Genomic DNA, 26020 nt, shown 5'->3' on the forward strand with positions numbered 1-26020 from the left:
AGCCGCGCAGTCCCCGGTGACCGGGTGCTGCGCGGCTTTGGTGTATTCGGGGACTAGGCGCCCAGCGGGGCCGAGGCCACGGTCGGCAAGGTGGGTGACTTCGAGCCGCCCGCAGGCTCCACCGTGATGCCCAGGGCGGCGGCGGAACCGATGCCCGTGACGACGGCAGGCTTGGACAGTGCTTCCGCGTCCATCAGGCCCTTGGAGACCGGGGCCGAGCCGTCCTTGGGAATCAGCCACATCTGGTAGACCTTGCCCGACGGCGGGGCCGGAACGCCGTTCATCTTGACCACGGCGGCATCCTTCGAGGAGGACAGGGTCAGCGAGGCCGTACCGCCGCCGATCACCTCGACCGTGGCTTGGCGCACGTCGCCGGCCTGGAGCACCTGGTTGAGCGGGTCGTTCTGGTTCGCGACATACGCGCCCACCCCGACGCCGCCCACGGCGATCGCTGCGGCCGCGGCGACGCCGACCAGCCAGGCGCGGGTGCCCTGCGGCCGCCGACGCTCCTCGCGGCGCTGGCGGGCGGCTCCGAGCTCGTCCGTGACCGGACGCTCGGGATTCTCCCGGACCGGCCGGGCGATGACCGGGGCAGCGCCGGCGGACTGCGCGCCGGAGGCCGGTGCGGCATTTTGTGCCGGAAGGGCGGCGACGATGCGGTCGAAGAGTCCGGCCGGTGGTTCCTCCTCGGCGCTGAAGCTCCGGGCCAGGGTCTCGCGGGCCTGCCGGAGGCGCTGTTCGAATTCGGCGCGCTCGGCCGGCGGTGCGTCGGCGAGGTAGCGGTCGACGGCGTCGCGTTCGGCGTCGTCGAGGGCGTGCAGCGCGTAGACCTCGGCGAGGTCAACAGCGTGGCCGGAGCTGAGGTCGCCGGCGATATCGGGGGAGAAGCTGCCGGGCGTGCGGGCGCTGTCCTGTGGATTCATGTCGTTCATCTCAACTCACCCCCAAACAGGTCTTCAGGCGGATTAGTCCATCGCGGATGCGGGACTTGATGGTGGGAACGGCCGCGTTGAGTTTCTCGGCGACTTCCCGGTAGGTCAGCCCGCCGTAGTAGGCGAGCCGGACGGATTCCTGCTGTGTGTCGGTCAGCGTGTCCAGGCAGCGGACCACGGCCTCGGCTTCAAGCCGGCTGCCGACCTCGTCGGAGACGGAGTCGTGGTCGATCTCCTGGCTGCTGGCGCCGTAGCGTGATTCCCGGTCGGTGGAGGACTGGGAGGAACGGACCTTGTCCACGGCCCGGCGGTGCGAAATCGTCATCAGCCAAGCGAGCGGGCTGCCGGCGTCGGCGTTGAACTTCGCCGCGTTCTGCCAGACCTGCAGGAAAACCTCCTGGGTGGTGTCCTCGCTCAGCTCCGGGTCGATCAGGACCCGCCGCGCCATGCCGAAAACGCGGCGCGAGGTGAGCTGGTAGAACTCGGCGAAAGCAGCCTGGTCCCCGCCGGCGATCTGCCCCAGCAGTCCTGCCAGCCGGCGGTTCAGGTCGGCTGGGGCGCTGGGGGGAGCGGCGGCCTCGGGGTTCGGGGCATTCGGAGTGTCCATCGCCTTCAAGCATAAGGCGCCGGCCGCGGATCGCGGGCCAGGACGGGCGTCGACCGCACCGTGGTTGCCCGCAGCCTGGGGGGCCGGGCGTCTATCCACCTGCATTGTGCTCACCTGCCGCTCCTCGCTCCCTTCGACGTTTACCGCGGACGGTCTCTCAAAAAGCATTCGGAGCGGCGGGCGGCCCGGATGGGGCTGTCTTCAGGGAGGCGGGACGGGTGGCGGGGCGCTGCTAGAGCTTCGCTCCGGCGAAGCCGTGCTGGCGCCAGGCCTCGTAGACGGCGATCGAGGCCGCGTTGGCCAGGTTCAGCGAGCGCAGGGCCGGCAGCATCGGCAGCCGCACGCGGGACGTCACATGCGGGTCGTTTTTCAGTTCCTCGGACAGCCCCACGGATTCGGGGCCGAACATCAGGACGTCGCCGGGGAGGTAGCCGATGTCCGTGTAGGAAGTTTCGCCGTCGGACGTGAACGCAAACACCCGCGCCGGCGCGAGTGCCTCCCACGCGGCGTCGATGTCCCGGTGCACGGTGACGACGGCGAGGTCATGGTAGTCCAGGCCGGCGCGGCGGAGTTTGGCATCGGAAAAATCAAAGCCCAGCGGCTCAACGAGGTGAAGCTCGGCCCCTGTGATGGCGGCGAGCCGGATGGCGTTGCCGGTATTGCCGGGAATTTCGGGGCTGTGGAAGAGGATGCGGAACACGCTTCCATCCTAGCGACCGGCCCGGGGCATCCGGGACGCTAGTGCATTCCGCGCAGCAGCCGGGCGAGCACCGGAACGTTGACCGTGTTCGGGGCCGGCCCGGAGCTGAGGAACTGCTTGAGGCCGCGGGCCAGGCCGGCGGCGTTGACCACCTGCACGGTTTCGTGGCTGTCGCCCCGGCCCCGGGAGCGTCCGTGCCGGTCGATCACGGGTTCGTGCAGGTTGCCGTCGGTGCTGTGCACCACCGTCCAACCGGTGACGTTCAGTTCCGGGAAGATGTCCTGCATCCGGCGCACCACGTGGGCCAGCTGCGGCGGGGCGATGGAGCGGCCGCCGTGGTTCAGGGTGCTGCCGTTCCAGGCATAGGCGCCCGGCGGCAGGAGCATGGAACCGATGATGGCCAGCCGGTAGCCGGAGAGCAGCGCATGGTCGATGTGGCTGTTGTCCGCGGGGGACTGCAGGCCGTTGACCAGGCGGGCAGCTGGAATCGCGGGCAGGATCTGCCGGGTGATCAGCTGCACCGTGCGCATCTCGCGCTGGATGCGGGCCTCCGCGCCGAAGAGCCCGCGCTTGCGGGGCATACCGTGGACCTGCTGGCGGGCCACCGGCTCCGGGATCAGCGGCACCTCGCCGCCCGCGGCCACCTCCTCGAAGGAGGGCACGTACACCGGGGCGTCCGCGGCCGTGTTCCGCGGTGTGTTGGGCCTGCGGACATGCGCGGAAGCCCGGCTGCCGGCGGCGGGCGCGTCGAAGTGCGCCCCTTCCTCGGCCGGGGCCGTCCGGCTCGAGAATGCGGTGCCGCTGCCGTACGAGCGGTCGTAGTCGGCGCGGCGCTTGGCATCGATGAGCGTCTCGTAGGCGAGGGTGACCCGGCGGAACGTGGCGGCATCGCCACCGTGGTCGGGGTGCGCCGTGCGGGCAGCCTTCCGGTAGGCCACCTTGATGTCCTTGTCCGTTGCCGTGACAGGAATCCGGAGGACCTGGTAGTGCGAGCTGCTGCCCTGCGTCAAGCAAAAATCCTTTGCGTCGGTGGAGCGGGTCCGGCCGGGACCTCCGGCGTGGCCAGTTTAACCGGCTGGGGGAATAACGAGCGCGCGGCCGCGGATGGTTCCCGGCGGCTGGCATAATTCAGCCCATGAAGATCGCCCTCGCCGTCAACCCGCGCGCCTCCTTCGGCCGCGGACGGCATGCCGGCCAGGAAGCGGCGGACTGCTTCCGCGCGGCCGGGGTGCAGGTGCAGTTGCTGTGCGAGGACAGCTACGAGCTGCTGTCCCGGGCGGTGGACAAGGCGCTGGCCGACGGGGTGGATGCGCTGGTGGTGGCCGGCGGTGACGGGATGGTGCACCTCGGCGTCAACGCGCTCGCCGGGTCGGGCGCGGCCTACGGCTCGACGCCGCTGGGCATCATTCCGAGCGGCACGGGCAATGACATGGCCCGTGCGCTCGGACTGCCGCGGCACAATATTCCCGCCGCCGCCGCCCGCGTCCTCGCGGCCCTGCCCGCGGGCGGGCGGGTAATCGACGCCGGCCGGGTGCGCTCCGGGGACCGGACGTCCTGGTTTGCCGGCGTCCTCTCGGCCGGCTTCGACGCGGCGGTCAACGAACGCGCCAATGCCTGGCGCTGGCCCCGGGGCCGGTCCCGGTACAACCTGGCCATGCTGCGCGAACTGGCCACCTTCGGCGCCATCGAGTACACCGTGACGGCCGACGGCGAGCGCTGGCAGCAGGGGGCCATGCTGATCTCGGTGGCCAACGGGCAGTCAATCGGCGGCGGCATGAACGTGGTGCCTGACGCCGTGCTCGACGACGGGTACCTTGACCTGTTCATCGTCCGGCCGCTGTCCCGCGCGGGTTTCCTCGCGGTCTTCCCCAAGGTGTTTTCGGGCCGGCACGTAGGCCACCCGGCGGTCGAAATCCGCCGCGTCCGGGAGGTCGAACTGGAAGCCGCCGGCGTCGTCGCCTACGCGGACGGCGAACGGATCGGGCCGCTGCCGCTGGCCATCGACGTCGTGCCCCGCGCCCTTCGGGTGCTGGCCTAGTGGTGGCCGGGCTTAACGCCGCCGCCCGGCCGGCCCGGCTGCGGCGCGCCCGGCTGCGGCGCGCCAGCGCGTTGCTGGCGCTGGCATCCCTGCTGGCCGGCTGCAGCGTGGGCGTCCCGGACCCTGCGGCGCCGAAACCGGCCAACAGCGCGGCCGGCCCCGCCGCCCCGACCGTGACGCCCGGCCACGACGCCGAGGCCGTGGCCGCACGGGATCTGCCGTTCGCGGCCGGGGACAGCCTCGCCGCCGGGGTGCCCGTCCGGCTTTCCGACGGGCTGCGCGGCGCTCCCGGCTGGACGCCCGGAAGCCAGGACGTGGCCGGCGCCAGCGAGTACCGCAAGGCGGACGGCTGCCAGGCCACTGCCAGGGTCCGGGTCAACCAGTGGCCGCTCGTGGTCCCGGGCGATGACAAGGTGTCCACGGAGGCGCTGTTCCGCTACCTCGACCCCAGCATCCTGCCGTCCTACCTCACGCCCGAGACCCTGCGCTGGGGCGGCGAGCCGGACAAGCCTGGACCGAGGGTGGAGGTGCTGGTGCTCGACGGCGCCGACAAGGCCGGAACCCGGGCGAGCGCCAGCTACGCCCGGCTGTTCGCCAACGCCGGCTCCTCCGTGTACATCTCCGTGTCCTGCCCCGACCGGGCAGCGCTCGCCGCGGCCCGCGCTGACGTTGCCGCCCGGCTGGCCGTGCTGCCGCCGTCGTCCTGACGCCCCAAGACCCAGCCCGGAGCCTACCGCCCGGCGGCGGCAGCGGACGCTAGCTTGCCCGGGCCGGCGAGAGCCGGTTCAGGGCGAGCGCGCCGACCAGCAGGCCGAAATCGCGCAGCGCCACGTCGAAGAAGCTGCCCAGGACCAGCAGGTTGATGATGATGCCAAGCAGCCAGACGGCGACCAGCGCTGAGCCGAAGCGGGGCCGCAGCGCAACCGCGAGGCCGGCCACGACTTCCACGACCCCGACGATGTACATCAAGGTCTGCGCCGGCAGGTGGACAACCGACGTGGCCACAGGGGCCAGGTACATCGTCCAGTCGGTGAGCAGGTTGGTGAACTTATCCAGGCCGAACACGATCGGCGCCACGGTGAAGACCGTGCGCAGGAGCAGGAAGGCCTGCCGCTGGGCGCCGGCCGCGACCGCCGGGGTGGGTGCTGCCAGGGCTGTTGAAGATTTCATTGTGCACTCCTTCTAAAAATAGATATTTCGATTTTAGAATGGGAGTGCAGGTTAAGCAATGGATCTTGTCTTTAGAGCTAGGCTGGTGTGATGAACCCGTTTCCGCGGAACCGCAGGCTCGCCGCCGTCGCCTCGCTGGGCGATGAGAACCGACGGCGGCTCTTCCGCTTTGTCGCCGGCGCGCACGGCGCGGTCAGCCGCGACGATGCGGCCGGGGCGCTGGGGCTGGCGCGCAGCACGGCGTCGTTCCAGCTGGACCGCCTGGTCCATGACGGCCTGCTGGCGGTGGAATTCCGCAAGGTCGGCGGCAAGGAGGGCCCGGGCTCGGGCCGCCCGGCCAAGCTCTACCGGGCCGCCGTGCAGGAAATTTCCGCATCGGTCCCCGAGCGCAGCTACGACCTGGCCGCCGAACTGCTGGTGACGGCCATTGAAGAGTCTGCGGCCAGCGGGGGATCCGCCCGGGCGGCGCTGCTGCGGGCGGCCCGGGCGCGCGGCGGGCAAGCGGCGGAGTCCTCCGGCGGCGACTTTGCCGCCGTGCTCGCCGGCGAGGGGTACCTTCCCGCGGACGACGGCGCCGGCGGCTTGGTGTTGCTCAACTGCCCCTTCCACCGGGTGGCCCAGGGCCATTCCGGCGTGGTCTGCGCCATGAACGGCGCGTTCCTGGCCGGCGCCGCCGAGGGCTGCGGCCTGGCCCCGGACCGGGTGGAAGCGCTCGACATCGAGGAGGTCAGGGCACAGGATGCCGCCGCGGCAACCCAGTGCTGCGCCCGGATAAGGCCGGGCTGAGCCTGGCCTGCCCCTTCAGGCCGGTCAGCAGGACACCGGCGACCACCATGAGCCCGCCGACTACCTGGACGAGGGACAACGGCGTGCCCAGGGCCACCGTGATGATGGCCGTGAACACCACCATCAGGTTCAGGTAGTTTCCCGCGGTGCCCGGCGGGGTGGTCTTCAGCGCCAGGTTCCACAAGAGGTAAGCGCCCAGCGACGGGAAGACGGCGATGTAGGCCAGCGACCAGCCTTCGGCCGGGGTCTCCGGGAAGCGCACGTTCAGGGCGAGGGCGCACGGGGCCAAGGTCACGGTAGCGATCGCCACCTGCGCGGCGGTGGCGGCAATGGCGGGAATGTCCAGCCGGCGGGCGATGATCGTATAGCTGGCCCAGACCACGACGGCGCCGGTCATCATCAGTTCGCCGGTATTGATCGAGAGGCTGAACACCCGCTGCAGTTCCCCGCGGGTCAGGACCAGCAGCACCCCCAGCAGCCCCAGGCCAATACCGAGCCAGCCGAGCCGCGTGGTCTTCTCGCCGAGCAGGAAGATCGCCATCACCACAATCAGGGCCGGGTTGGCGGCCGTGATCAGGGAGGCGTTCATGGCGGAGGTGTAGCCCAGCGCGCCGTAGAGCAGCAGGGTGTAGCCGCTCATCCCGAGCACGCTCAGCAGCAGCAGCACCGGCCAGCGGCGCAGCACCGCGCGCCAGTCCGGCTTTTCGACGAAGTGGGCCAGGGCCAGCAGCGGCAGCGCAGCCAGGGTCCAGCGCCAGAAGGTCAGGTCCAGCGGGGTCATCGAGGCGACCGCGGCCTGGCCGACGACGAAGTTTCCGGACCAGAACAGGGTGGCCAGGACGAGGTACAGGGACGCCTTCACCGCTCGAATCTACACCAGCACGCGACGGTAGAATTGGCCTGTGCCCGTTTACCTAGACCACGCCGCCACCACGCCGCTCGCCGCCGAGGCGCTCGCCGCGCTGACGCGTGAGCTGTCCCGCACCGGCAACCCCTCCTCGCTCCACGGTTCCGGCCGCCGCGCGCGCCGTGCCGTCGAGGATGCCCGCGAGGCGCTGGCCGCCGCGGCCGGGGCGCACCCTTCGGAGGTCATCTTCACCTCCGGCGGCACGGAAGCCGACAACCTCGCCGTCAAGGGCCTCTACTGGGCCCGCCGCGCCGAGGACCCCCGCCGGACCCGTATCCTGTGCTCCACCATCGAACACCACGCGGTGCTGGATACGGTTGAATGGCTGGAACGGCATGAGGGCGCCGACGTGTGCTGGCTGCCGGTCGACGCCGAGGGCGTGCTGGATCTGGCCGCGCTCGAGGCCGAACTGGCAGACGACCCGGCCTCGATCGCCCTGGTCACCGTGATGTGGGCCAACAACGAGGTGGGCAGCATCCAGCCCGTCGCCGACGTTGTGCGCCTGGCGCACGCCGCCGGCGTGCCGGTGCACTCCGACGCCGTTCAGGCCTTCGGCTCGGTGCCGGTGGATTTCCGCGGGACCGCCCTGGACGCCATGTCCGTCTCCGGGCACAAGATCGGCGGCCCGGTGGGCGTCGGCGCCCTGCTCCTGGGCCGCGCCGTCAAGCTGACGCCGGTCCAGCACGGCGGGGGACAGGAGCGAGACGTGCGCTCCGGAACGCTGGACACCGCCTCAATCGCGGCCTTCGCGGCGGCGGCGAAGGCCGTCACCGGCAACCTGGAGGGGGAGTCCGCGCGGATCGCCGGGCTGCGGGACCGCCTGATCGGGGGCGTCCGCTCCGCCGTGCCGGAAGCCGTGCTGCGCGGCGCACCCGGGCCCGGCCGGCTGCCGGGCAACGCGCACTTCACCTTCCCCGGCTGCGAGGGCGACTCACTGCTGTTCCTGCTCGACCTTGCCGGCGTGGAGTCCTCCACCGGTTCCGCCTGCACCGCCGGCGTGCCCCGGCCCTCGCATGTGCTCCTCGCGATGGGACTGGACGAGGACACCGCCCGCGGCGCCCAGCGCTTCACCCTGGGCCACACGTCCACGGACGCCGACGTCGACGCCCTGCTGGCCGCCCTGCCGGGGGCGTATGCCCGCGCCCGCCAGGCCGGCATGGCCGGGCACGAATCCAGCATCCAGACCGCCGGAACGCTCGCCCGCCACGCCGCCGGCTAGGGCTCCGGCAGCAGCTGCTCCAGCGTAACGTCCGGATCCGCCAGGGCCGCCGGGTTCACCGGGGACTGAGCGGCGATCAGCGCCTTGATGGCCTTCTGCGGCTTGGCGGAGCGGGGCCAGTTGACGTTCATCCCGGCCACCACGCGGCCGCCGCGCTGCCAGAACGCCAGGAACTCCCCGGCCTCCAGCGAGCCCCGGATCACGGGCGGCCCCTCGATGAGCGTCGGGAAACCGGAATACTCCATGCTGACGTCGTACTGGTCCGTGTAGAAGTACGGGATGGTGTCCAGCACGGCGTCCCGGCCGAGCATCGCCCGTCCGGCGACCTTGCCGCCGTTAAGCGCGTTGGACCAGTGCTCGCTGCGGTGGTGCCGGCCGGTGAAGGGGTGCAGGGCGTTGGCGACGTCGCCGGCGGCAAAGACCCCTGGGGCGGAGGTCCGCAGCGACGCGTCGGTGAGGATCCCGTTGTCCAGCTCGATGCCGGCCGCCGCGGCGAGCGAGGTTTCGGGCACGACGCCGACGGCCACGACGACGAGGTCGGCGGCCAGGACGTCGCCGTCGTCGGTGCGGACGCCGGTGACCCGCCCGGCGTCGCCCGCGATCCCTGCGGCCGACGACGGCAGCCGGAACCGCACGCCGCGGGACTCATGGAGCGAGCGGAAAAAGCTTCCCAGTTCGGGGCCGATCGCCGCCGCGAGCGGCACCTGCTCCAGCCCCAGCAGTGTGACGGTGTTGCCGTAGGACGTGGCGGCCGCGGCCAGTTCCATCCCGATCCAGCCCGAGCCGACCAGGACCACGTTCCGGCCGCCGCCGGCCAGGGCATCCCGGAGCCGGCGGCTGTCCTCGACCGTCCGGAACGTCATCACCCCGTCGAGGTCGCTGCCGGGCAGCGGAATGGGGCGGGGACGTGCGCCCGTGGCCAGCAGGAGCGCGGAATAGCGCAGCCGGGTGCCGTCGGCGAGATCCACCATGCGGGCACCCGGATCCAGCGCGGCGGCAGGCACGCCGAGGCGCAGCTCGACGTCGTTCTCCGTGTACCAGCCGGCCGGCACCACCGGGAGGGCGTCCTCGCCCTCCTTGCCGAGGAGGTATTCCTTGGACAGCGGGGGCCGCAGGTAGGGGGCCTGCGGCTCCTCGGCGAGCAGGGTCAGCGGACCCTTGTAGCCTTCCGCCCGCAGCGTCTTGGCGGCGGTGGCCCCGGCCAGCCCGCCGCCCACGATCACGATGTTGTCCTCAGTCATCTCAGTGGGTCCCGTCTGCGCTGGTATTGGGATCTGCAAGAGCAGGCCGCTCTAAAACCGCATATCTTGACGCTAGAAGCAGGACGCGGGGACGTCAAGGCTTTTTGGGGCAGGAATCGGCGTGGCGATAGAATGGGCAGGCGGACCATGTGTTAGCTCCAGCGCCTTGGGGCCACCGCCCGCAAACCCCCGATCCCCACAGAAAGCCAGCATGCGAGTTCTTGCAGCCATGAGCGGCGGCGTCGATTCCGCCGTCGCCGCAGCCCGTGCCGTCGAGGCCGGCCACGACGTCGTCGGGGTCCACCTCGCCCTCTCCCGCATGCCCGGGACGCTGCGCACCGGCAGCCGTGGCTGCTGCACCATCGAGGACTCCCGCGACGCCTGGCGGGCCTGCGACGTGCTCGGCATCCCGTACTACGTCTGGGACTTCTCCGAGCGGTTCAAGGAGGATGTCGTCCAGGACTTCATCGACGAGTACGCCGCCGGCCGCACCCCCAACCCGTGCATGCGCTGCAACGAGCGGATCAAGTTCGCTGCCCTGCTGGAGAAGGCGATCGCGCTGGGGTTTGACGCGGTCTGCACGGGCCACTACGCCAAGGTGATCACCGACGCCGACGGCAACCCGGAACTGCACCGCGCCGCGGACTGGGCGAAGGACCAAAGCTACGTGCTGGGCGTGCTGACCCACGAGCAGCTCCGGCACTCGATGTTCCCGCTCGCCGACACCCCGTCCAAGGCGGAGGTCCGTGCCGAGGCGGAGCGGCGCGGCCTGTCGGTCGCGAACAAGCCCGACAGCCACGACATCTGCTTCATCCCCGACGGCGACACCGCCGGCTGGCTGGCCGAGAAGATCGAGATGACCACCGGCGACATCGTGGACGAATCCGGCGCCAAGATCGGTGAGCACCCCGGCGCCAACGCCTTCACCGTCGGCCAGCGCCGCGGCCTGAAGCTGGGCACCCCGGCCGCCGACGGCAAGCCGCGCTTTGTGCTGGAGATCCGGCCCAAGGAAAACAAGGTGGTGGTGGGTCCCGAGGCCCTGCTGGCCATCGACGAAATCCGGGGCATCAAGGTCTCCTGGGCCGGGCTGCCGATCGCCGAGATCGCCACCGGCGCGGAGTTCGACTGCCACGCCCAGGTCCGCGCCCACGGCGACCCCGTCCCGGCAACCGCCCGGATGGAGCACGCCGCGGGTTCGGGCGACCTGGTGGTCACGCTGGCGGAGCCGCTGCGCGGCGTCGCCCCGGGCCAGACCGTGGTGCTGTACCAGGGCAGCCGGGTCCTGGGCCAGGCGACCATCGACGCCGCCCGGTCGAGGCAGCGCGCGGCCCTGTAGCGCCCTTCCCGGTTTTCGACGCCCCGCGCCGGAGGGACATGCCCGTTTTTCGGCCCGGGCGAAGGGCATGTCCGCCGGCGGGTGCCTGGCGGAGGGACATGCCCATTCTTCGCGGCCACGAGTGGGCATATGGGGATTATGTCCATTCCTAGGTCCGCGCGAAGAGTATGTCCGCTTGCCGGAATCTCCTCGGAGGGACATGTCCATTCTTCGGCCGGGGTAAAGGGCATGTCCGCTGCGGGTGCGTGGGGCGGAAGGGCATGTCCATTCTTCGCGGCAACGAGTGGGCATATGGGGATTATGTCCATTCTTCGGCCCGGGCAAAGGGCATGTCCGCCTGCCGGAATCTCCTCGGAGGGACATGCCCATTTTTCGGCCCGGGCGAAGGGCATGTCCGCCCGCGGTGCCAGGGCCCAAGGGCATGTCCATTCTTCGCGGCCAGGAGTGGGCATATGGGGATTATGTCCATTCTTCGGCCCGGGCAAAGGGCATGTCCGTCGAAGATCCCCGCCGCAGAGAGTGCCGAAGATCCGGCCCATATCCTGCAGAAAACGCTGAGTTCCTTCGGATCGTGTAAATTTTGTGTCTCAACTCACAAGATTTGACGATGCACCCCACGGTCTTCTGGTTGAATCTAGGAATCAGGACAGTGAGCTGCCCCACGAGTCAAGCTACCTCGGGCAGCGGACTAGTACTCATCGAACAGAAAGTTCACAGATGGCAATGAACAAAAAAGCCCTGCAGAGCGCCATCGCGCTCGCCGGGGTTTCCGCCTTTGCATTGACGGCCTGCACCGGCCCTTCCGGGGGCGGAACGTCCTCCGGCAGCGCCGCAGGCGGAGGCACCATTACGTACGGCACCACTGACAAGGTGGTCACCCTTGATCCAGCCGGCTCCTACGACGCCGGCTCCTTTATGGTGATGAACCAGATCTACCCGTTCCTGATGAACTCGAAGCCCGGAACGGCCGATTCCAGCCCGGACATCGCCGAGTCCGCTTCCTTCACGAGCCCGACCGAGTACACCGTCAAGCTCAAGTCCGGCCTGAAGTTCGCCAATGGCCACGCCCTGACGTCCTCCGACGTGAAGTTCTCGATCGACCGCGTCGTGAAGATCAACGACGACAACGGCCCCGCCTCCCTGCTGGGCAACCTCGCCTCGGTGGAAGTCAAAGACGACTCCACCGTGGTGTTCAAGCTCAAGGAAGGCAACGACCAGGTCTTCCCGGGCGTCCTCGCCGCCAACGCCGGCCCGATCGTCGACGAAGAGGTCTTCCCGGCCGACAAGCTGATGAGCGACGACGAGATCGTCAAGGGCAAGCCCTTCGCCGGCCAGTACACGATCGAGAGCTACAAGAAGAACGAGCTCATCAGCCTCAAGGCCAACCCGGACTACAAGGGCATGCTCGGCAAGCCCGCGAACGACAGCGCCACGATCAAGTACTACGCGGACTCCAACAACCTCAAGCTCGATGTCCAGCAGGGCAACATCGACGTCGCCGGCCGCAGCCTGACCGCGACCGACGCCGCCGACCTCGAGAAGGACTCCAAGGTCAAGGTCCACAAGGGCCCCGGTGGCGAACTGCGCTACATCGTCTTCAACTTCGACACCATGCCGTTCGGTGCCAAGACCCCCGAGGCCGACCCGGCCAAGGCCCTGGCCGTCCGCCAGGCGATGGCCAGCGTCGTCGACCGCGATGCGATCGCCAGCCAGGTCTACAAGGGCACCTACCTGCCGGCGTACTCCGTGGTCCCCGACGGCTTCGTCGGCGCCATCAAGCCGCTCAAGGACATGTACGGCGACGGCAACGGCAAGCCCAGCCTCGACAAGGCCAAGAAGGCCTTCAGCGACGCCGGCGTCACCGCCCCGGTCACCCTGAAGCTGCAGTACAACCCGGACCACTACGGCAAGTCCTCCGGCGACGAGTACGCCATGATCAAGGAGCAGCTGGAGAAGTCGGGCCTGTTCAAGGTCGACCTGCAGTCCACCGAGTGGGTCACCTACAACAAGGACCGCACCAAGGACGTCTACCCGGTCTACCAGCTCGGCTGGTTCCCGGACTACTCCGACGCCGACAACTACCTGACCCCGTTCTTCATCCCGGGCAACTTCCTCAAGAACCACTACGAGAACGCCTCCGTGACGGACCTGATTAAGAAGCAGCTCACCACCGTTGACAAGAGCGCACGCGAAAAGGTGCTCGGTGACGCCCAGACGGCCGTCGCCAAGGACCTCTCCACGCTGCCGCTGCTGCAGGGCGCCCAGCTGATGGTCGCCGGCAAGGATGTCCAGGGGGTCGACAAGACCCTCGACGCTTCCTTCAAGACCCGTCTTGGAGTAATTTCCAAGTAGGTCCATTCCCCATCCGGTCCTGACCAGTCAAGAGGCGGGGCGCCTGCGCGGCGTCCCGCCTCTTGTGCTGAGGGCAGGACAACCGATTCCGGAAGCCCACGAGGCCGACGGAAACACAAATTTAGGTACCAATGACAACACTTATTGAGGCGCCGCCTTCCGACGCCGACGGCCTATTGCCGACAAAGAAAAAGTCGTCCGGTGGGGGACTGGGCCAGTACATCCTGATCAGGTTCCTACTGATCTTCCCGACCATTTTTATCCTGGTCACACTCGTGTTCTTCCTGATGCGGATCACGGGCGACCCGATCACGGCCGCCCTCGGCGGCCGGCTCCCGCCCGAGCAGCTGGCTGACCGTATCCACGCTGCCGGCTACGACAGGCCCATCTTCGTGCAGTACTTCGAATACCTCGGCCAGCTCATCACCGGAAACTTCGGGACCACGCTCTCGGACAACCGGCAGGTGTCCGAGATGCTGACCACCTACGGGTCGGCGACCCTCGAGCTGTCCATCAACGCCCTGCTTGTGGCCCTTCTCGTGGGCATCCCGCTGGGCATGATTGCCGCGCACCGCCGCGACAAGGCGCCCGACGCCGTGCTGCGCATCTTCGCCATCCTCTGCTACGCCACGCCGGTGTTCTTCGCCGGCATGCTGCTCAAGCTGACCTTCTCGGTCTGGCTCGGCTGGCTTCCGGTGGCCGGGCGGGCCAAGACCTCGACGGAACTGGCCCTCACCGCGCTGCAGGCACCCACCGGCGTCTACTGGCTCGACGCGCTCCGCAGCGGCAACATGGCCGCGCTGGGCGATGTCACGGCGCACGCCGTGTTGCCCGCCCTCGCCCTGGGCCTGCTGACCGCCGGCATCTTCCTGCGCCTGGTCCGCACCAACGTGATCGGCACCCTCGGCAAGGACTACGTGGAGGCCGGACGCTCACGCGGCGTCAGCGAATTCCGCCTGGTCACCAAGCACGCCTACAAGCCGGCCCTGATCCCCATCATCACCGTGATGGGCCTGCAGATTGCGGTGATGCTCGGCGGTGCCGTCCTGACCGAGACCACCTTTGAATGGAAAGGCCTGGGCTTCCAGCTCGCCACCTACCTGACGGCCCGCGACTTCGTGGCCGTGCAGGGCATCGTGGTGCTGCTCGCCGTGATCGTGGCCGTGACCAACTTCATCGTGGACATCGTCGCCGCGCTGATCGACCCCCGCGTGAGGTACTGACATGAGCATCGAACCCACCATTGCCGCAGAAAACCGCCGGGACCCCTGGTTCCGGCGGCTGCCGGTCGTTTCCCACTTCAACAAGAGCGTCGGCCTGCAACGGGGGATGCTCGTCGCCGGGCTCATCCTGACCGCGCTGTTCCTGCTGACCGCGATCTTCGCTCCGCTGATCGCGCCATACGGCTTCTCGCAGATCTCCGACGCCGAGGGCAGCTTCCCCGCGCAGCAGGCCCCCGGCGGCCGGCACCTGCTCGGCACCACCGTCGGCGGCTACGACGTGTTCTCCAGGGTCGTCTGGGGCGCCCAAACCGCCGTGATGGTGATCGTGGTCGCCGTGATCATGTCCATCTTCATCGGCGTGATCCTCGGCCTGGTCAGCGGCTACATCGGCGGCTGGCTGGACCGGATCCTCGTCGTGATCGCCGACGCCGTCTACGCCTTCCCGTCCCTGCTGGTGGCCATCGTCATGGCGATCGTGATCAGCGGCGGGCGTTCCAACCTCTGGGGCGGCATCCTGGCTGCGGCGATCTCCATCACCGTGGTCTTCATCCCGCAGTACTTCCGCGTCATCCGCGCCGAAACCATCCGGCTCAAGGCCGAGCCCTTCGTCGAATCCGCCAAGGTGGTGGGCGCCTCCAACATCCGGATCATGACCCGCCACATCTACAAGAACGCCACCCGCACGCTGCCGTTGATCTTCACGCTGAACGCCTCCGAAGCCATCCTCACCCTCGCGGGCCTGGGCTTCCTCGGGTTCGGCATCGAACCGACGTCGGCCGCCGAATGGGGCTTCGACCTCAACAAGGCACTGGCGGACACCACCTCCGGCATCTGGTGGACCGGTGTCTTCCCGGGCCTGGCCATTGTCCTCACCGTGGTGGGGCTGACCCTGGTCGGCGAAAGCATCAACGACCTCAACGACCCGCGCCTGCGCGGACGCAAGAAGGCTGCCTCTGGCAAAGCCGGACCCGACGCCGCTGGCTCCGCCGGCGCGCAGGCAGCGCTCTCAGACGAAGTGAGAAGTTCATGAGCACCAATATCGGCTCCGTTTCAGACCAGCACGCCCGCGGTACCGGGCCCGTGCTGGACATCAACAACCTCAAGGTCACCTTCGCCACGGACGCCGGGGACGTCTATGCCGTGAAGGATGTCAGCCTCGAGGTCAACCCCGGCGAGGTTGTCGCCATCGTGGGCGAATCCGGCTCCGGCAAGACCGTCACCGCCAAGACCATCCTGGGGCTGCTGCCGGAGACCGCCATCAGCTCCGGCGCCGTGCTGATCAACGGCAACAACGTGATCAGTGTCAGCGCGTCCAAGCTGCGGGAAATCCGCGGCCGCGACGTGGCCATGGTGTTCCAGGAGCCCTCCACCGCGCTAAACCCCGTCTTCACCGTGGGTTGGCAGATCGCCGAGGGCATCCGTGCCCACGCCGGCCACGGCCGGGTCAGCGCCAAGGACGCCAAGGCGCGGGCCATCGATGCCCTGCGCAAGGTCGGCATCCCGGACCCGGAAACCCGGGTCAACTACTACCCGCACCAGTTCTCCGGCGGGCAGAAGCAGCGCGTTGTCATTGCCGCGGCACTGGCGCTCAACCCGGGGCTGATCGTCGCCGACGAACCGACCACCGCGCTGGATGTCACGGTGCAGGCGGAGATCCTGGAACTCCTGCGCGAGCTCAGGGACCAGTACGGCACCTCGATTGTGCTCATCACTCACAACATGGGCGTCGTGGCCGACCTCGCCGACCGCGTCGTCGTGATGTACCAGGGCGACGTCGTCGAAGAGGCCAGCTCGCGGGTGCTCTTCGCGGAACCGAAGCAGGACTACACGAAGAAGCTCCTGGCGGCCGTCCCGCACCTGGGCCGGAACTCCGCCTCGGCGGGCATGACCGAACGCGCGCACCAGGGCGGCAAGGTCCTGGTCGAGGCAAAGAATCTGACCATCGAGTACCCCGGCCGGTTAGGCAGCCCCGCGTTCAAGGCCGTGGACGGCGTGAACTTCACGCTCTCCGAGGGCGAGGTCTTTGGCCTCGTCGGCGAGTCCGGCTCCGGTAAGACGACGATCGGCCGCGCCATCGCTGGCCTGAACAAGACCACGGGCGGCAGCCTGAAGGTGCTCGACTACGAGATGCTCAATCTCAAGGAGCGCACCTTCAAGCCGCTGCGCAAGCAGATCGGGTTCGTGTTCCAGGACCCGGCGGCCTCGTTCAACCCGCAGCTCACCATCGGTGACTGCATCGCCGAGCCGCTGATCATCCACAGCAAGCCGACGCCGGCCCAGGCCCGCCAGCGGACCCGCGAGCTGCTCGAATCGGTGCAGCTGCCGGCGTCGTACGCCGAGCGCTACCCGCACGAGCTCTCCGGCGGCCAGCGCCAGCGCGCGTCATTGGCGCGGGCGTTGATCCTGAACCCGAAGCTGCTGATCGCCGACGAGCCGACGTCGGCGTTGGATGTTTCGGTGCAGGCGAAGGTGCTGGAGCTGTTCAAGGAGATCCAGGCCGAATTCGGTTTCGCCTGCCTGTTCATCAGCCACGACCTAGCCGTGGTGGACATCCTCTCGCACTGGGTCGGTGTCTTGTACAAGGGCAAGATGGTGGAACAGGGCCTCGGAAACCAGGTCATGGGCCACCCGCAGCACGAGTACACGAAGAAGCTCATCGCGTCCCTGCCGGTTCCGGATCCGGATGAGCAGGCCCGGCGCCGCGAGGAGTTCCGCGCGGTGCTCGGCGCCTGAGCCGGGCCGCTCCGGCAGCACCCAAGGGGCATGCCCGCCGTTCACTGCGAACGGCGGGCATGCCCGTTTTTTTGGCCCGGCTGGCCGGCTTAACACCGGAGGGGATTTCAGCCGGCCCCCTAGACTGGGTCAATGACCGAGCAGAACCAGAACCTCCACCACGACGCCGACGCCGATCCCTACGACCCCGCCGCCAGTTCCCTGGCCGGGCACGTGGATCCCGCGGTGATGGCGGAGCTGCTCTCGATCCGCTCCAGCATCGACAACATCGACGCCACCCTGGTGTTCCTGCTGGCCGAGCGGTTCAAGGCCACGCAGAAAGTCGGCTTCCTTAAGGCCGCGCACCAGCTTCCCGCCGGCGACCCTGGCCGCGAGACGGCACAGATCGCCCGGCTGCGCCGGCTCGCCGCCGAAGCCCACCTGGACCCGGCGTTCGCGGAGAAGTTCCTGAACTTCATCATCGGCGAGGTGATCCGCCACCACGAGGCCATCGCCGAGGACCACCAGGCCGCCGCGCACCAGGCCGCCGCCGCGGACCCCGCCGTCTCCGCGGAGGCCTAGCCGTGCCCGGACCTGTTCCGCCTGTGTCTGCCCCCGCTCAGGTCACGGCCACCGCCCTGGGCCCGTGGCCGGGGGAGGACCCGGTCGAGGCCGCCCGGATCATCCGCGGCGAGCTGGGCAGCCCGCACCTTCCCTTCCTCGCCGAGCTCCCGGACCGCGGCGTCGGCTCGGACGCGCTGGGCCGCACCGCGTCGCTGCTGGAGGGCCTCGCCGTCGACGTCCAGCCGTTCGGCTGGCGGTTCGTCGACCGGCCCGGCAAGGACCTGATGCGGGCCCGCTCGGCGCTGTCCACCGACATTAACGTCCTCGCCGACGTCGTCGGGGCCGAAGAGGTACCCGCGGCCGAGCTGAAGATCCAGTTGCGCGGCCCGCTGAGCCTGGCCGCCGGCCTGCACCTGCACAACGGCGAACGGGCCCTCATCGACCACGGCGCCCGGCGCGACCTGGCGGCCTCACTCGCGGCCGGCGTGGACGCCTACCTGCGGCGGGTCGCCGCCGCCGTCCCCGGCGCCGGGCTGGTGGTGCAGCTCGACGAACCGGATATCGCCGCCGTGATGGCCGGAACCATCCCCACCTCCAGCGGCTACCGCACCCTGCGCGCCGTGCCGGGGTCCGAGGTGACCGAATCCTGGCGGGTAGTCGTCGACGCCCTGCGCGCGGCCGGGGCGGCCGAAATCGTGGTCTCCGTGCCCGAAGTCGAGGCACCCTTCGACCGGATCCTCGCCGCCGGCGCGGACGGGATCGCGGTGCCGCTGCGGGCGCTGACCTCCCGCCAGTGGGAGCAGCTCGCCGGCGCGGTCGAGGCCGGCAAACGCCTGTGGGCCGGCGCGCTGCCGGTCGAGGACCCCGCGGCGGCGCTGCCCCGCGTGCCGCAGGCGGTCGAAACGCTGTGGCGGCCGTGGCGCCAGCTCGGACTCCCGGCCGGCGCGCTGGGCTCGGTGCGGGTCACTCCGTCCGGCGGCCTCGCCGGACACACCCCCGCGTCCGCGACGGCGGTGCTGGCCCGGCTGACGCAACTCGCCGACGGGCTGAACCAGCTCGCCCTCGGCTAGGAGCTAGATGCGGTGTTCCCAGCGGTCGGGCCGGACCCGCGCGGGGAGCTGGCCGGGGCCCGACGCGCCGGCGGGGTAGGGCTCAAGCCGGTAGTCGAAGTGGCCGGCATAGACCAGCACCAGCCCGATCTGCGGCTGGATCACCTTGACCTGAATCCGGTGCCGTCCCTCGTCCGCGTCCCACCACTGCTCGGCATAGGCCTTGGCGTCCAGGGCCGCCGGCAGCGGGATCCGCAGCGGGCCCAGGAACAGCCGGGAAGCCTCGGAGACGCCGCGCAGCCGTCCCTCCGGGGTGACGCTGAGGTTGAGGTCCGTGACGAGCCGGCGGTAGCGGCCCACGTAGTCCACCAGCCGCGGGGTGCCGGCGGAGGTGTCCAGGCTGGTGGTGTCGTGGAAGATCCTCGTGGTCCGCGGGAAGAAGATGTCCCGCCGGGCGGTCAGGCTGGGGCGGCCGAAAGGGTCCAGATGGGCGTGGTTCTCAATCCGGAACCTGATGCCCTCGCCGTACTCCGGGAAAAACGCCTGCTCACCGGTGGCGAGCCGCAGCAGCGGCCGCAGCCACGCCTGCCGGCAGCCGACGACGTCGAAGACGCCCTCGCCGACCCCGTAGCGGCCGGAGCCGGGCACCAGGGAGAAGTACTCCTGCAGTTCGGGCTGCAGCTTGGCAAAGTCCGGTCCTAGACCGAGCCGGTAGATCGGTTCATAGCCGTTCACGGCATCCTCCTCAGGGTCACAGCCGTCCCGCGGCCTTTAAACGAATGTACGCGTCCGCGAGGGCCGGCGGCAGCTGCGCGGGTTCGGCGTCGACGACTTCGACGCCGGCCTGGCGCAGCTGGGAGCTGACCGCGTCGCGTTCGAGCAGGGCGCGTTCGGCCGCCGCGGCGCGGAACACGCCGGTGGCACTCGAGCGCTCCCGCTGCATCTCACCGAGCATGGGGTCCCGTACCGAGGCGACCACCACCACATGCTGCTGCGCCAGCTGGGCGGCCACGGGCAGGAGCCCCTCTTCGGGCGCGCCGCCGTCGAGTGCAGTCAGCAGCACCACCAGGGAGCGGTGTGCGGACACGGAGCGGACCTGGGCGGTGATCTGGGTCCAGTCGAGTTCGATGAGTTCGGCCGCCAGCGGGGCCATCGCCTGGACCAGCTGGCCGAGCAGGTTGCCCCGGGCCGCGGACCCGGCCCGGGCCCGGAGCATACGGTCGAAGGCGAGGAAGTCCACCCGGTCCCCGCCGCGTTCGGCGAGGACGGCCAGCAGCAGCGCCGCCTCGATGCCGGTGTCCAGCCGGGGCTCGTCGGCGATCCGGGCGGCGGCAGTGCGGGAGGTGTCGAGCAGGATGACCACGCGGCGGTCCCGTTCCGGCCGCCACGTCCGGACCACCACGGCGGAACGGCGGGCCGTGGCGCGCCAGTCGATGGAGCGCACGTCGTCGCCGCGCACATAGTCGCGGAGGGAGTCGAATTCGGTGCCGGCGCCGCGGATCTGGACCGCAGCCTTCCCGTCGAGCTCGCGCAGCTGGCGCAGTTTGGAGGGCAGGTGCCGCCGCGCGTTGAACGGCGGCAGCACCTTCAGCGCTCCGGGGCAGGGCAGGGTGCGCTGCCGGGCGGCGAGCCCCAGCGGGCCAAAGGCGCGGACGGTGACGTGCCCGGCCGCCAGCTGCCCGCGCCGGGTGGGCCTTAGCGTCACGGTCATCCGGCGGCGCTCGCCGGCCGGGACCAGCAGACGCTGGCGCGGGTTCTGCGCCCCGGCCGAGGGCTGCCACGCGTCGCGGAACAGGCCGCGCAGGGCGCGGCGGCCGGCGTTCGCGACCGTGAGGACGGACTCCGCCGACCCGCCCAGGGCGACGCTGCCGGGCTCGCTGCGCTGCACCGAGACGTGCCGCAGCGGCACGGCCAGGCCCAGGTCCAGCAGCGCCGCGGCCGCCAGCAGCAGAAGCACCACCGTCGCCGACTGCCAGCCGGGCGCGAGCGCGGCCGGGACCAGGCCCAGCAGCGCCAGTAGCACAAAGCGTCCGGAAATCGCCATGGCTTAGCGCGGGACGGGGACGGAGGCGAGGATGCTGCCGAGCACACCGTCGACCTGCACACCGTCCATCTGCGCCTCGGGCCGCAGTGCCACCCGGTGCCGCAGGCAGGGCAGTGCGAGGGCCTTGACGTCGTCGGGGGTGACGAAGCTCCGGCCGGAGAGCCAGGCCCAGGCGCGGGAGCCGTTGAGCAGGGCGGCGGCGCCGCGCGGGGAGACCCCGAGCTGGAATGACGGCGCCGCCCGGGTGGCACGGACGATGTCGACGATGTAGCCGAGGACCTCGGGGCCGATTTCGACGGCGGCCACCGCCTGCCGTGCCCGCTCCAGTTCGGCCGGGCCGGCGACGGGGCGGATGCCGGCCGCGGCCAGCTGGCGGGGGTCGAAGCCGGCGGCGTGCCGGCGGATTACCTCGATCTCGTCCTGCCGTCCGGGCAGCGGCATGGTGAGCTTGAGCAGGAAGCGGTCCAGCTGGGCCTCCGGCAGGGGATAGGTGCCCTCGTACTCCACCGGGTTCTGCGTGGCCGCCACGATGAAGGGCGCGGGCAGCTCGCGGGAGACGCCGTCCACCGAGACCTGCCGCTCCTCCATGGCCTCCAGGAGCGAGGCCTGGGTCTTGGGCGGGGTCCGGTTGATCTCGTCCGCGAGCAGGATGTTGGTGAAGACCGGGCCTTCCCGGAAGCTGAACTCGGAGGTGTGGGAATCGTAGATCAGCGAACCTGTGACGTCGCCGGGCATCAGGTCCGGGGTGAACTGGATCCGCTTGGTGTCCAGGCTGAGGGCTGCGGACAGGCTGCGCACCAGCAGGGTTTTGGCCACTCCGGGGACGCCTTCGATCAGCACATGGCCGCGGGACAGCAGGGCGATCAGCATCCCGGTGACGGTGGCGTCCTGCCCGACGACGGCCTTGGCGACCTCGCGGCGGACGTCCAGCAGGGCCTGGCGCACCGGATCGGCGCCGGCGGCCTCCCCGGGGACGTCGACGTCGTCCGCCGGCCCCGGAGCGGGGCGGGGCGCTGGCCAGGCTGCGGTGGTCTTCTCGTTCATCGGGTGTGTACCTCTTTCTCTAGTCTGTCCAGTTGCTGGGCCCAGCGCACCAGCTCCGCTTCGGCGCGGGGTGTGGCGTTGAGGACGCTGCCGACTTCCTCGGGCGCCCGGCCCAGGCGCCGGCCGGCGGCGTCGATGATGGCGGCCGCCCCGGCGTCGGGCCCCAGGCGGAGGGTCCGGGCCAGCCGGACGAGGGTGCCGGCGCGGAGCACCTCGGTGGCCCGGTCGACGGCGCGCGCGTCGTGGTAGAGGCGGGCCCGTCCCTCGGCCGTCTCCACCGCCTTGACCACCACCGGAAGCGGCTCGAACACCAGCGGGCCGAGCCTGCGGCCGCGCCAGAACATGGCCAACAGCGCCACGAACGCCAGCCAGGGGCCGAGGACGCGGGTCCACGGGGCGGCGAGTTCATCGAGGGTCGCGGGCTGCTTCACGGCGGGGACGTCGGAGAGACCGGGCAGGTACCAGATCAGGTGTCGTTCCGCGCCGAGGCTCCGCAGCACCAGGGCCGCGTTCCCTTCCTTGGCCAGGGCGCCGTTGCTGAGGATCTCGGTGGTGCCCAGCACCACTGTCCGGCCGTCCTCGCTGCCGGCGTAGAGGCCGCCCTGGCCGCCGGGTGGTGCGTAGCACACCACCTCCCCGTCATACAGGTAGCCGTTCCTGGCCGTGACGGTGCCGGCAGCGGCGGGATCCGGGAGGACACAGTCCGGGGCGAGGACCTCCGTGCGCTCCTGCACCACCCCGGCCTGCACGATTTCGCCGGTGAGGCCCTGCAGCGTGTTCAGCCGCGGGGTGAGAACCACCAGCCGGTCCGTGGCGCCGCCCAAGTACTGCAGCTGGTCCCGGCCGAGGTAGCCGTTGCGGTCATAGAGCAGGACGGTGGTGCCTTCGCCGGCGCGCCGGGCGGCGTCGAGCGCCCGGACGGTGGCGTCCAGGGACTCCTGCTGTTCAACGGCGACGCCGTGGCGGCCGAGGATTTCCGCGGCGGCGCGTGCCCCGTCCGGGGCGGGATTCCGGGTGGACAGCGGGGTGCGGTCGCCGCCGGGCTGCAGCTGGATCACGGCCGTCAGGACCAGGGCGGCGATGAACACGGCGCCGAGGATGGCCCAGGTGCGGTGCCGGCGGAGCAGCGCCGTCGTCCGGCTCACAGCGGCCTGACCAGGGTGTCCGTGCCGGCGTCGCAGTAGTCCGGGGCGGTGCCGGCCAGGGCCGCGTCGAGCCGGGCCAGCGCCTCGTGCTCGCGGGGCCCGCCGTCCGCCCCGCCGTAGCGGACGGCGTCGAAGGTCAGCGCCGCCTCGTCCAGTTCCCGGGCGTGGGCGGGGAAGGCGCGGCCCAGCCGCGCCGCGACCTCGCCGGCGGTCCGGCCCGGTTGCGGGTCCAGCACGGCGCGGTCTTCCGCCGCCCGGGCGAGGGCACGGAACTGCTCAACAATGGCCGTGGCCCAATCCCCGCGGGCAGCCGCTGCTGCGGCCCTTCCGCGGTGCGCGTCCGGGCTCAGGGGAGTGCCGGCGTCGAAAACCTTCCCGTCGGCGGACCGCCTGGCATTGAGGCGGGGCCGGACCACCAGGACAGCAACCACAACGACGACGGCGGCGATGACCAGCAGCAGCGGGACGGCATACCCGCCGTCGCCGGCGGGGGCGCCGTCGCCGGAGAATGAGCGCAGCCAGCGGCTGAACTCCGCCAGCGCGTCGTCCAGCCAGCTTGGCGCGGCGTCGCGGTACGGGGCCTTCGCGAGTTCCTCCGCCGCCCAGCGGGCGGCCTCCCCGCGGTCCGGGAGCACGGGAGGTTCCGCCTGCAGGCCCGCGGACAGGACGGACACGGCCGGGCCTGCGGCGACGGCGGAGGCCGCCATCACCGGACCGGGGGAGGGCCGTAGGGCGGGCGCTGCCACACCGAGGGGTCCCCGAGGATGGCGGCCGGAGCCCGTCCCGGGATACCGTCCGGGTCGCTTCCGGTCTCGAGTTGCCGCATCAGCGACAGGTCCAGTCCGTCCTTGCGCATCCGCAGGTCCAGGTAGACGAGTGCCATGGTCGAGGTCTGGAAGGCGAAGCCCACGGCAGCGACCAGTGCCGTGACGACGGTGCTGGCCACGGCGACGGCGATGCCGACCGTGTGGTCAGCGCCGTCGCCGCCCTGGCTGAAGACGGTGAATCCGACGGCGTTGCCGAGCAGCTTCACCGGGAGCAGGACGATCTGGCTGAGAACCCCGACCATCAGCCCGACCACCAGCGAGATGCCCAGCAGGCGCCACCAGTTGCCGCGGGTCAGCCGCCAGGAGCGGCGCAGCCCGGCGAACGGGCCCAACTCCTCGACCACGACCGCCGCCGGTGCGACGAGGAACCGGACGGCGAGCCAGACCAGCACCACCATCAGGCCGAGAAACAGGAACACCAGGGCCCCCGGCGCGGACCGGCCCAGGGCGGCCACCAGGGCCATTGTTCCGAGCACCGAGAGGGCCACGACGGCGGCGACGCCGAGGATCAGCAGGCCGGCGAGCCCCAGCAGAGCCCCTATCCGGGAGCGGGACAACGACCACATCTGGCGGAAGCTCGTCCTCCGGTTCAGCAGCGAGCGGGCCACGGGCACCGCCATGGCGCCCTGCACGAGCACCGAAATGAAGACCGAGAAGAGCATCAGCAGGAGGCCGACGCCGGCGAGGCCGAGGCCGAGGGCCACCGCCTGGGCCGGGCCGATGCCCTCCAGCCACCCCGAGGGCGACCACCCGGAGACGGCCCCGGTCTGCGCCAGGGCGGGGATGACGGAGCCCAGTGCCTGCGCGATCACGCCGGCGCCGAGCATGGCCGCCGGGTTGCGCCGGACGGTCTGGAAGGCGCCGTCCAAAATCTCGCCCAGCATCAGGGGCCGCAGCGGGACGATGCCTGGCTTCGGCGGGGCGACGTAGCGCGGCTGGCCGGAGGGGGCCTGCGGGTATCCGGGCTGGCCGGGGTTACCGGGACCCCACTGCGGCTGCTGGTCCCACCGTGGCTGCTCCCACCGTGGTGCTTCCGGCTGCGGGGGCACCCCCCACTGGGGCGGCGGGGCCGGCCGCTGCTGGTTTCCCCACTGCGGCTGTTCGCCCCAGCGCGGCGGCGCGGCCGGCTGCTCCGGGTTTCCCCAGGGTTGCTGCTGGCCCCACGGGGGGTGTCCGCCCCAGGGCTGCGGCCCGGTAGGTTCCTGCTCAGACAAGCTTTTCCTCCCCAAGAAAATTGCCCACCGGATGCCCGCGGCCCGGGCCCGTCGCCCTGCAGCCCGCGGTCCCGGCGTCAGTCCGGGCCAGGCTTGCCCCCAGCCTATAGTTTCGTGCGCCGGCCCGTCCGCGCCATGCCGGGGACGGCCGGAATACGACAAAGCCATGTCAATAGGGGAATATGTAAGGTATGAAGGCACGGATTTTGGTAGTGGACGATGACGAGGCGCTCGCCGAGATGATCGGCATTGTGCTGCGCAACGACGGTTTCGACCCCGTTTTCTGCGCGGACGGCGGGCAGGCCCTGGAGGTCTTCCGTTCCTCCAAGCCGGACCTCGTGCTGCTGGACCTGATGCTGCCGGGCATGGACGGCATCGAGGTGTGCCGCCAGATCCGTTCCGAATCCGACGTCCCGATCGTCATGCTGACCGCCAAGTCGGACACCTCCGACGTCGTGCGCGGCCTCGAATCCGGCGCCGACGATTACGTTCCCAAGCCGTTCAAGCCCGCCGAGCTCGTGGCCCGGGTCCGGGCGCGCCTGCGTCCGGGCGACCAGAAGGCCCCCGAGACGCTGCGCATCGCGGACGTCACGATCGACGTCGCCGGCCATGTTGTGAGCCGCAACAGCGAGCGGATTTCACTGACCCCGCTGGAATTCGACCTGCTCGTCGCCCTGGCCCGCAAACCGTGGCAGGTCTTCACCCGTGAGCTGCTGCTGGAACAGGTCTGGGGCTACCGGCACGCGGCGGACACCCGCCTGGTCAACGTCCACGTCCAGCGGCTGCGCTCGAAGATCGAACGCGATCCCGAAGCCCCCGAAGTTGTATTGACGGTCCGTGGTGTCGGCTACAAAGCAGGTTCCTGAGCCGGAAGAAAGCCCGGACCAGCCGGCGCCGCCCCATGGCCAGT

The 26020-nt window shown here is 70.4% G+C and carries 25 protein-coding genes; 12 read left to right on the plus strand and 13 right to left on the minus strand.

Annotation, left to right across the window (positions count from 1 at the left end; all coding sequences use genetic code 11):
• Positions 1–53: 53 nt before the first annotated feature.
• From E7Y32_RS10520 to E7Y32_RS10535, 4 genes are all read right to left on the minus strand, one after another.
• Positions 54–932, minus strand: a complete 879-nt coding sequence (locus E7Y32_RS10520) for an anti-sigma factor domain-containing protein (RefSeq protein WP_395940417.1) — start codon at positions 930–932, stop codon at positions 54–56.
• 1 nt (position 933) lies between these two features.
• Positions 934–1539, minus strand: a complete 606-nt coding sequence (gene sigK / locus E7Y32_RS10525) for an ECF RNA polymerase sigma factor SigK (RefSeq protein WP_146337067.1) — start codon at positions 1537–1539, stop codon at positions 934–936.
• Positions 1540–1771: 232 nt separating this feature from the next.
• A complete protein-coding gene (locus E7Y32_RS10530; RefSeq protein WP_146337068.1) occupies positions 1772–2239 on the minus strand; it encodes a tRNA (cytidine(34)-2'-O)-methyltransferase in 468 nt (155 codons plus the stop codon).
• A gap of 38 nt (positions 2240–2277) precedes the next feature.
• A complete protein-coding gene (locus tag E7Y32_RS10535; RefSeq protein ID WP_146337069.1) occupies positions 2278–3249 on the minus strand; it encodes a J domain-containing protein in 972 nt (323 codons plus the stop codon).
• A gap of 125 nt (positions 3250–3374) precedes the next feature.
• Between E7Y32_RS10535 and E7Y32_RS10540 the strand changes: the two genes are divergently transcribed.
• Positions 3375–4277, plus strand: a complete 903-nt coding sequence (locus E7Y32_RS10540) for a diacylglycerol kinase family protein (RefSeq protein ID WP_146337070.1) — start codon at positions 3375–3377, stop codon at positions 4275–4277.
• Between the two features lie 2 nt (positions 4278–4279).
• Positions 4280–4984, plus strand: coding sequence for a hypothetical protein (locus E7Y32_RS10545; protein WP_261382410.1), 705 nt, complete (start codon positions 4280–4282; stop codon positions 4982–4984).
• 49 nt (positions 4985–5033) lie between these two features.
• Here the strand turns inward: E7Y32_RS10545 and E7Y32_RS10550 are convergent, their stop codons facing one another.
• Entirely contained in the window at positions 5034–5447 is a 414-nt protein-coding gene (locus E7Y32_RS10550) for a DoxX family membrane protein (RefSeq protein ID WP_146337071.1), read from the minus strand.
• A gap of 90 nt (positions 5448–5537) precedes the next feature.
• On the opposite strand from E7Y32_RS10550, the gene E7Y32_RS10555 reads away from it, so the two are divergent.
• Entirely contained in the window at positions 5538–6233 is a 696-nt protein-coding gene (locus tag E7Y32_RS10555) for a metalloregulator ArsR/SmtB family transcription factor (protein ID WP_146337072.1), read from the plus strand.
• On the opposite strand, the gene E7Y32_RS10560 is transcribed toward E7Y32_RS10555, so the two are convergent.
• Positions 6175–7095, minus strand: coding sequence for a DMT family transporter (locus E7Y32_RS10560; RefSeq protein ID WP_146337073.1), 921 nt, complete (start codon positions 7093–7095; stop codon positions 6175–6177). The genes E7Y32_RS10555 and E7Y32_RS10560 overlap by 59 nt on opposite strands.
• A 40-nt stretch (positions 7096–7135) precedes the next feature.
• On the opposite strand from E7Y32_RS10560, the gene E7Y32_RS10565 reads away from it, so the two are divergent.
• Positions 7136–8359, plus strand: coding sequence for a cysteine desulfurase family protein (locus E7Y32_RS10565; RefSeq protein WP_146337074.1), 1224 nt, complete (start codon positions 7136–7138; stop codon positions 8357–8359).
• On the opposite strand, the gene E7Y32_RS10570 is transcribed toward E7Y32_RS10565, so the two are convergent.
• Entirely contained in the window at positions 8356–9600 is a 1245-nt protein-coding gene (locus E7Y32_RS10570) for an NAD(P)/FAD-dependent oxidoreductase (RefSeq protein WP_146337075.1), read from the minus strand. The two genes, E7Y32_RS10565 and E7Y32_RS10570, sit on opposite strands and share 4 nt — an antisense overlap.
• Positions 9601–9829: 229 nt before the next feature.
• Here E7Y32_RS10570 and mnmA point away from each other — a divergent pair, with 229 nt between their 5' ends.
• The 7 genes from mnmA to E7Y32_RS10605 all read left to right on the plus strand — a co-directional run bounded on the left by mnmA (position 9830) and on the right by E7Y32_RS10605 (position 18857).
• Positions 9830–10936: a tRNA 2-thiouridine(34) synthase MnmA gene (gene mnmA / locus E7Y32_RS10575; RefSeq protein WP_261382621.1), complete on the plus strand. Its 1107-nt coding sequence runs from the start codon at positions 9830–9832 to the stop codon at positions 10934–10936.
• Between the two features lie 717 nt (positions 10937–11653).
• Positions 11654–13288: an ABC transporter substrate-binding protein gene (locus E7Y32_RS10580; protein WP_146337077.1), complete on the plus strand. Its 1635-nt coding sequence runs from the start codon at positions 11654–11656 to the stop codon at positions 13286–13288.
• A gap of 131 nt (positions 13289–13419) precedes the next feature.
• On the plus strand, positions 13420–14511 hold the full coding sequence (locus E7Y32_RS10585) for an ABC transporter permease (RefSeq protein WP_146337078.1): 1092 nt from the start codon (positions 13420–13422) through the stop codon (positions 14509–14511).
• A 1-nt stretch (position 14512) separates the two neighbouring features.
• Positions 14513–15541 (plus strand): ABC transporter permease, encoded by a 1029-nt coding sequence (locus tag E7Y32_RS10590; protein WP_146337079.1) that lies wholly within the window; start codon positions 14513–14515, stop codon positions 15539–15541.
• Positions 15538–17244: an ABC transporter ATP-binding protein gene (locus E7Y32_RS10595; RefSeq protein WP_146337080.1), complete on the plus strand. Its 1707-nt coding sequence runs from the start codon at positions 15538–15540 to the stop codon at positions 17242–17244. Before E7Y32_RS10590 ends, E7Y32_RS10595 begins: the two co-directional genes overlap by 4 nt.
• A 132-nt stretch (positions 17245–17376) precedes the next feature.
• Positions 17377–17805 (plus strand): chorismate mutase, encoded by a 429-nt coding sequence (locus tag E7Y32_RS10600; RefSeq protein WP_146337081.1) that lies wholly within the window; start codon positions 17377–17379, stop codon positions 17803–17805.
• Positions 17806–17828: 23 nt separating this feature from the next.
• Complete coding sequence (locus E7Y32_RS10605) at positions 17829–18857, plus strand: hypothetical protein (RefSeq protein ID WP_146337082.1); 1029 nt, start codon at positions 17829–17831, stop codon at positions 18855–18857.
• Between the two features lie 3 nt (positions 18858–18860).
• On the opposite strand, the gene E7Y32_RS10610 is transcribed toward E7Y32_RS10605, so the two are convergent.
• From E7Y32_RS10610 to E7Y32_RS10635, 6 genes are read right to left on the minus strand one after another with little or no spacing between them, the layout of a single operon-like run.
• On the minus strand, positions 18861–19571 hold the full coding sequence (locus E7Y32_RS10610; RefSeq protein WP_146337083.1) for a DUF4166 domain-containing protein: 711 nt from the start codon (positions 19569–19571) through the stop codon (positions 18861–18863).
• A gap of 16 nt (positions 19572–19587) precedes the next feature.
• Positions 19588–20880 carry a DUF58 domain-containing protein gene (locus E7Y32_RS10615; protein WP_146337084.1) on the minus strand — a complete coding sequence of 431 codons (1293 nt, stop codon included), beginning with the start codon at positions 20878–20880 and terminating at the stop codon, positions 19588–19590.
• Positions 20881–20883: 3 nt separating this feature from the next.
• The gene (locus E7Y32_RS10620) at positions 20884–21924 is read right to left on the minus strand and encodes a MoxR family ATPase (RefSeq protein ID WP_261382411.1); all 1041 of its coding nucleotides are present in this window, start codon (positions 21922–21924) and stop codon (positions 20884–20886) included.
• The gene (locus tag E7Y32_RS10625) at positions 21921–23069 is read right to left on the minus strand and encodes a DUF4350 domain-containing protein (protein WP_146337085.1); all 1149 of its coding nucleotides are present in this window, start codon (positions 23067–23069) and stop codon (positions 21921–21923) included. Before E7Y32_RS10625 ends, E7Y32_RS10620 begins: the two co-directional genes overlap by 4 nt.
• On the minus strand, positions 23066–23776 hold the full coding sequence (locus E7Y32_RS10630; protein WP_261382412.1) for a DUF4129 domain-containing protein: 711 nt from the start codon (positions 23774–23776) through the stop codon (positions 23066–23068). Before E7Y32_RS10630 ends, E7Y32_RS10625 begins: the two co-directional genes overlap by 4 nt.
• Positions 23776–25110, minus strand: coding sequence for a hypothetical protein (locus tag E7Y32_RS10635; RefSeq protein WP_146337086.1), 1335 nt, complete (start codon positions 25108–25110; stop codon positions 23776–23778). The genes E7Y32_RS10630 and E7Y32_RS10635 overlap by 1 nt, the downstream gene beginning before the upstream one ends.
• 191 nt (positions 25111–25301) lie before the next feature.
• Here E7Y32_RS10635 and mtrA point away from each other — a divergent pair, with 191 nt between their 5' ends.
• The gene (mtrA, locus tag E7Y32_RS10640; protein ID WP_138768811.1) at positions 25302–25976 is read left to right on the plus strand and encodes an MtrAB system response regulator MtrA; all 675 of its coding nucleotides are present in this window, start codon (positions 25302–25304) and stop codon (positions 25974–25976) included.
• Positions 25977–26020: the final 44 nt, after the last annotated feature.

This window comes from Arthrobacter sp. UKPF54-2, from assembly GCF_007858535.1.
Taxonomy (GTDB): domain Bacteria; phylum Actinomycetota; class Actinomycetes; order Actinomycetales; family Micrococcaceae; genus Arthrobacter.